Source organism: Streptomyces sp. NPDC093801 (assembly GCF_040701585.1).
In the GTDB taxonomy this organism is placed as follows: domain Bacteria; phylum Actinomycetota; class Actinomycetes; order Streptomycetales; family Streptomycetaceae; genus Streptomyces.
This window is the reverse complement of sequence record NZ_JBFBDP010000071.1, coordinates 1-5,977: the sequence shown is the minus strand read 5'-3', so window position 1 is coordinate 5,977 and position 5,977 is coordinate 1. Positions and strand designations below refer to the sequence as shown.

Below are 5,977 nucleotides of genomic sequence, written 5' to 3'. Positions count from 1 at the left end.
TGGCCTGCGGACCCCCGCGCCCCTCCGGCCTGCGGACCCCCGCGCCCCTCCGGCCTGCGGACCCCCGCGCCCCTCCGGCCTGCGGACCCCCGCGCCCCTCCGGCCTGCGGACCCCCGCGCCGCTGCGGCCTGCGGGCCACGGCGCCGCTGCGGCCTGCGGGCCCGTCAGGTGAGGCGCAGGACCGCGCAGGTCGTCGTCGCGTGGGCGTAGAGCTTGCCGTCGTGGGTGCCGATGACGCGGGCCTCGGCCGTGGCGGTGGTGCGCCCGACGTGCAGGGCGGTGCCCTCGCAGCGCAGGGCGGGGGTGTCCGCGAGGACCGGGCGGATCATGTGGACGCCCAACTGGACGGTCGTGTACGTGGTGCCCGCCGGGAGCCGGGTCATCACGGCCGAGCCGAGCGCGGAGTCGAGCAGGGTGGCGAGGAAGCCGCCGTGGACCGTGCCCATGGGGTTGAGCAGGTGGTCGCCGGGATCGCCCTCGAAGACGGCACGGCCCTCGCCGACCTCGGTGAGGCGGAAGCCCAGCGTGCTCGTCATCGAGGCGGCGGGCAGGGTCCCCTCCAGGGCCGCCCGGAGGATCTCCAGGCCGCTCATCTCCGCGAGGCCCGGGACGGACGCCGGCCGCGGCTCCCAGGTGTGGGTGCGGGTGCGGAGGGGGGCGGCCGGGGCGGACGCCGTCGCGCCGGGGACGGCGGCCCGAGCAGTGGTCTCGTACGTGGTCATGCCATCGACCCTAGGCAGGGCCCGGCGGCGGCGGGAGTGGCGGATCCGGCACCTTCCGGCTCGATTCCGACACGACCCGCCGGGGCGGGGCCGCGCGTTAGGGTGGGCCGGTGAAAGTCGCCGTACTGGCCCTCGACGGGGTGTTCGACTCCGGGATCTCGGCCGTCCTGGACGTGCTCCACACCGCCAACGCCCTGCGCGGACGGCTCGCGGGCGCCGCGCCGCCGGCCTTCGCCGTCCACACGGTCGGCGTGCGCCGTCGCGTGCGCACCGGGCTGGGCCACCGCATCGACACCGAGCCGGCGGCCCGGGCCGAGGACGCGGAACTCCTCGTCCTGCCCGCCCTGATGGAGCGCCGGCCCGACGCCCTCCTGGAGACCGTGGCCTCGCCCGCGCACCGTTCCGCCCGCCGGCTGCTGGCCGAGGCCCGCGAGCGCCGCACCCCGCTCGCCTCTTCCTGCACGGGGACGTTCCTGCTGGCCGAGTCGGGGGTGCTGGACGGGCTGCGGGCGACGACCAGCTGGTGGCTGGCGCCCGTGTTCCGGGAGCGCTACCGGCGGGTGACGGTGGAGGAGACCCGGATGGTCACCACCTCGGACGGGGTCACCACCGCCGGAGCCGCGTTCAGCCACCTCGACCTGGCGCTGGCCGTCGTGGCCTCCCGCAGCCCGGCCCTGGCCGACCTGGTGCGGCGCTACCTCGTGGTGGACGACCGGGCCTCGCAGGCCGCCTACATGATCCCCAGCGCCATGGCCCGCCACGAGCCGCTCGTCGCCGCCTTCGGGGAGTGGGTGCGGGCCCGCATCGCGGAACCCCTGTCCATCGCCGACGCGGCCGGCGACCTCGGCGTCAGCGAGCGCACCCTCCAGCGCACCTTGGCCCGATCCCTCGGCCGCTCCCCCATCCGCCTGGTCCAGGACCTGCGGGTGGAGCAGGCCGAACACCTGCTGCGCACCACCGGCCTGCCGCTCGCGGCGGTCGCCCGCCGGGTGGGGTACGAGAGCCCCGGCCCGCTGCGCGCCCTGCTGCGGCGGCGGGCGGCGGGCGGGCCCTGAGCCGGGCCACCCGTACGGGCGTGCGGGTGACCCGGACCGGTGCCAGACTGGGGCCATGGCCACGGTCACGGCTGTGCCCGGCCCCTCCTTCCGAGGACGGCTGGTCCGGCCCGGGGACCCCACGTACGACGAGGACCGGCGGGTCTGGAACGGCTCGGTCGACCGGCACCCCGCCCTCGTCGCCTGCTGCGCGGGCGTGGCGGACGTGCGGGACGCCGTGCGGTTCGCGGCCGGCGAGGGGCTGCCCCTGGCGGTCCGCTCCGGCGGCCACAGTTTCCCCGGGCACTCGGTGTGCGACGACGGGATCGTCGTCGACCTCTCCGCGATGCGCGGCATCCGGGTGGATCCCGGGGCCCGTACCGTCCGGGCCCAGGCGGGGGTGCGGCTCGGCGAACTGGACCGGGAGACCCAGGCGTTCGGGCTGGCGGTGCCGGCCGGGATCGTCACGACCACCGGACTGGCGGGGCTGACCCTCGGCGGCGGGATCGGCTGGCTGATGCGCAAGTACGGGCTGACGGTCGACCAGCTGCTGTCGGTGGACGTGGTCACGGCCGACGGGTCGTTCCTGACGGCCGACGAGAACCGGAACGCCGACCTCTTCTGGGGGATCCGCGGCGGGGGCGGGAACTTCGGGATCGTGACGGAGTTCGAGTTCCGCCTCCACCCCGTGGGCCCGGTGGTCCTCGCGGGTCCGGTCCTGTGGCCGATGGAGGAGTCGGCGCGGCTGCTGCGCCTGTACCGGGACTGGATCACCGACGTCCCGGACGAGCTGACCACGGCGGTCGTGCACCGCCGGGTGCCTCCGGTGCCGTTCATGCCGCGGGAACTGCACGGCAGGCCGGTGGTGATGGTGGTGTGCTGCTACGCCGGACCGGTCGAGGACGGGGAGGAGGTGCTGCGGCCGCTGCGCGAGGAGGGCCCGCCGCCCCTGCTGGACCTGTGCACGCCCAAGCCGTTCACCGCCCACCAGGCGATGTTCGACCCGTCCTTCCCGCGCGGGCGCTGGTACTACTTCAAGTCCTGCGACGTGGACCGGCTCGACGACGAGGTCATCGACCTCACCGCCGAGCACGCGGCCCGCATCGTCTCGCCGCTCACCGCCTTCCCGATCTTCCAGCTGGGCGGGGCGATCCGGCGGGTCGGGGACGACGAGACGGCCTTCGGCGGGCGCTCCTCCGGGCACACCTTCAACATCAACGGGACGACGGAGGGCCCCGAGGGGTTCGAGGCGGAACGGGCGTGGGCGCGCGGGCTGTGGTCGGCGCTCGCCCCCCACCAGACCGGCGTCTACTCGAACTTCCTGATGGAGGAGGGCGGGGAGCGGGTCGCGCAGGCGTACGGGGAGGCCAAGTACCGGCGCCTGCGCGAGCTGAAGCGGCACTACGACCCCGACAACCTCTTCCGCCTCAACCAGAACATCCCTCCGGCCGCGTCCTGACGCCGCTCACCCTCGCTCACCCTCGCTCCCCCTCGCTCCCCCCTCGCTCCCCCTCGCTCCCCCTGGTCCCTCCGCGCCCGTCCGGCTACCGCCGCGCCGCGGCCATCCGGTCCGGCTCCCCGGCCGTGCTGCGCTGCACGGGCAGGGTGACCCTCAGCGCGCGCGGCCCCGACAACACGTGGACCAGCCCGAAGCCCGCCGCGACGACGACGGCGCCGCCGACCGCGTCCAGGACCCAGTGGTTGGCGGTGGCCACGATCGCGCACACCGTGATCAGCGGGTGCAGCGCGCCCAGCAGCTTCAGCCGGCCCTTCGGCGCCAGCGCGACCACCACGACCCCGCACCACAGCGACCAGCCGAAGTGCAGCGAGGGCATCGCCGCGTACTGGTTGGAGATCGCGGTCATCGCCCCGTACGAGGGGTTCGCCAGGTCCTGCGCCCCGTGCACGGTGTCGACGAAGCCGAGGTCCGGCATCAGCCGCGGCGGCGCCAGCGGGAACAGCCAGAACCCGGCCAGCGCGAGGACGGTCGCCAGGCCCAGCGAGGCCCGCGCCCAGCGGTAGTCGCCGGGGCGCCGCCAGTAGAGGACCGCCAGGATGCCGAGCGGCACCACGAAGTGGAAGGAGGAGTAGTAGAAGTCGAAGAACGCCTCCAGCCACGGCGTGTCGACCACCGCCCGGTTCACGGCCCGCTCGATGTCGATGCCGAGCACCTGCTCGGCGCCGTGGATCAGGCTCCCGTTGCGCTCGGCGAGGGAGCGGCTCGCGGGGGCGGCGGCCCGGATGTGGGAGTAGATCGAGTAGCCGACCCGTATCAGCAGGAGCTCCAGCAGCAGGTTGGGGCGCGACAGCGCGCGCCGCCAGAACGGCAGCAGCGGCACCCGCGCCCAACGGGCCGCGGCGGGGCGCCCGTGGACGGTGGGGACGGCCTCGTGCCAGTACGGGGAGGAGCGCGGCAGGAACGGCACGGCGCAGGCCGCCGCCACGGCCGCGAGCAGCGGCACGTTGTCCCGTACGGGGGCCAGCGCGGCCATGTTGGGCAGCAGGACGGCGCTCGGCAGGGTGATGGCCAGCACCACGGCCACCGGCCACACGCGCCGGTCGGCGGCGCGCTCCCCCACCTTGCCGGCCACCGCGAGCAGCACCCACAGCAGCTGGTGGCGCCAGCCGGTCGGGGACACGGCGACCGCCGCGCAGCCGGTGACGGCGACGGCGAGGAGCAGCTGGCCGTCGCGGGCGTAGCGGGCGGCGCGGTGCAGGGCGGCCCAGGTGATCGCGGCGGCGAGGGCGGCGTAGAGGAGGATCTCGCCGGCGCCGCTGAGGCCGAACCGCAGCAGGGCACCGTGGACGGACTGGTTGGCGAGGCCGTCGGGTGAGCCGCCGAGGCCGGTGCCGGCGAGGTGGCGGACCCAGTACGTCCACGAGTCGCGCGGCAGGGAGGCCCAGGCCAGCAGGGTCGCCCCGGCGAAGGTGGCGGCGGAGGCCCGGGCGGCGGGGCGGCGCCCGGTCAGCCACAGCAGCGGGGCGAAGAGCAGCAGGGCGGGCTGGAGGGCGGCGGCGAGGCCGACGAGGAAGCCGGCCGGCTTCTCCCCCGGCACCCGGAAGAGGGCGAGCAGCACCAGCAGGACGGGCAGGACGGCGGTCTGGCCCGGGAAGGCGGCCGCGCGGACCGGCAGCGAGACCATCATCAGCGCGACCAGCACGGGCGCCGCGAGCAGCGCGGTGCGGCGCGGCACGGGGTCGGGCAGTCCGCGCGCGGCGACCACCCCGACGGCGCCGACGAGGAGCAGGGTCGCGCAGGTCCACGCCACCTCCAGGGAGGAGGGCGCGGCGAGTCCGGCCAGGGGCTTGAGGACGAGGCCGGCGAAGGGGGTGCCGGTGAACTGCCCGGCGTCGTACAGGGTGCCGGGGGCCGCGGTGCTCGCCGAGGAGTGGAGGTCGCTGAACCACTCGCCCGGGGGCACGCGCAGGACGGAGGCGGCCTGTCTGACGGTGAGGACCGCGGCGAGCGCCCACAGCAGGAGGCGCGCCGCCCCGAGCCTGCCGCCACCGCCTATGACCCCGGCATGTCCGTTGGCACCGCCGTGCTCCGCCGCGTCAGCCACGCCTCGCCGTCCTCCCGCCCTGTCGGCCGCAACCCGGCTCCGCCCGGCTGCCGTACGCGGATCGCGCCGCGCCTGTCACCTGGGTTCACCACCGGGACGACGATATCCCCCGCGCGATCCCTAGGATGGCGGCATGAGCATCGTGAAGATCAACGCCCTGACGGTTCCCGACGAGCAGCGGGAGGTGCTGGAGCAGCGCTTCGCCTCGCGGGCCGGCGCCGTGGAGAACTCGGACGGGTTCGAGTGGTTCGAGCTGCTGCGGCCGATCGAGGGCACCGACCAGTACCTCGTGTACACGCGCTGGCGTTCGGAGGAGGACTTCCAGGCGTGGATGGAGGGTCCGATGAAGGCGGCGCACCAGGGTGGCGGTGACCGGCCGAAGCCGGCGGCGTCCGGGTCGCAGGTGTGGTCGTTCGAGGTCGTGCAGCAGGCGGCGCCGAAGAAGGCGTGAGCGCGGCGGCGTGAGCGCGGCGGCGTGAGCGCGGCGGCGTGAGCGCGGCGGCGTGAGCGCGGCGGCGTGAGCGCGGCGGCGTGAGCGCGGCGGAAGGGCCCGGGGGCGCGTCCTTGGGTTCTAGGAGTCGTCGCAACACCCCACTTCAAGGGGTGCGATGGACTTCGAGATCCGGGGAGACCGGAAGCCGCAGGGACCCAGGAAGC

Annotated in this window: 5 protein-coding genes; 3 read left to right on the top strand and 2 right to left on the bottom strand. The window is 75.6% G+C overall.

Annotated elements, in window-relative coordinates; genetic code table 11:
• Positions 1 to 165: 165 nt before the first annotated feature.
• Entirely contained in the window at positions 166 to 723 is a 558-nt protein-coding gene (locus AB0469_RS40150) for a PaaI family thioesterase (protein WP_366456558.1), read from the bottom strand.
• 110 nt (positions 724 to 833) lie between these two features.
• Here AB0469_RS40150 and AB0469_RS40145 point away from each other — a divergent pair, with 110 nt between their 5' ends.
• Entirely contained in the window at positions 834 to 1,778 is a 945-nt protein-coding gene (locus tag AB0469_RS40145; protein ID WP_366456557.1) for a helix-turn-helix domain-containing protein, read from the top strand.
• Positions 1,779 to 1,833: 55 nt separating this feature from the next.
• On the top strand, positions 1,834 to 3,216 hold the full coding sequence (locus AB0469_RS40140) for an FAD-binding oxidoreductase (protein ID WP_366456556.1): 1,383 nt from the start codon (positions 1,834 to 1,836) through the stop codon (positions 3,214 to 3,216).
• An 85-nt stretch (positions 3,217 to 3,301) separates the two neighbouring features.
• On the opposite strand, the gene AB0469_RS40135 is transcribed toward AB0469_RS40140, so the two are convergent.
• Complete coding sequence (locus AB0469_RS40135; protein WP_366456555.1) at positions 3,302 to 5,320, bottom strand: bifunctional glycosyltransferase 87/phosphatase PAP2 family protein; 2,019 nt, start codon at positions 5,318 to 5,320, stop codon at positions 3,302 to 3,304.
• 133 nt (positions 5,321 to 5,453) lie between these two features.
• Here AB0469_RS40135 and AB0469_RS40130 point away from each other — a divergent pair, with 133 nt between their 5' ends.
• On the top strand, positions 5,454 to 5,771 hold the full coding sequence (locus AB0469_RS40130) for an antibiotic biosynthesis monooxygenase (RefSeq protein WP_042815147.1): 318 nt from the start codon (positions 5,454 to 5,456) through the stop codon (positions 5,769 to 5,771).
• Positions 5,772 to 5,977: the final 206 nt, after the last annotated feature.

What these genes read in the sequence shown, in the direction of transcription:
- AB0469_RS40130 (WP_042815147.1), top strand. Translation starts at nt 5,454, where the DNA reads ATGAGCATCGTGAAGATCAACGCCCTGACGGTTCCCGACGAGCAGCGG.
- AB0469_RS40150 (WP_366456558.1), bottom strand. Translation starts at nt 723, where the DNA reads ATGACCACGTACGAGACCACTGCTCGGGCCGCCGTCCCCGGCGCGACG.
- AB0469_RS40140 (WP_366456556.1), top strand. Translation starts at nt 1,834, where the DNA reads ATGGCCACGGTCACGGCTGTGCCCGGCCCCTCCTTCCGAGGACGGCTG.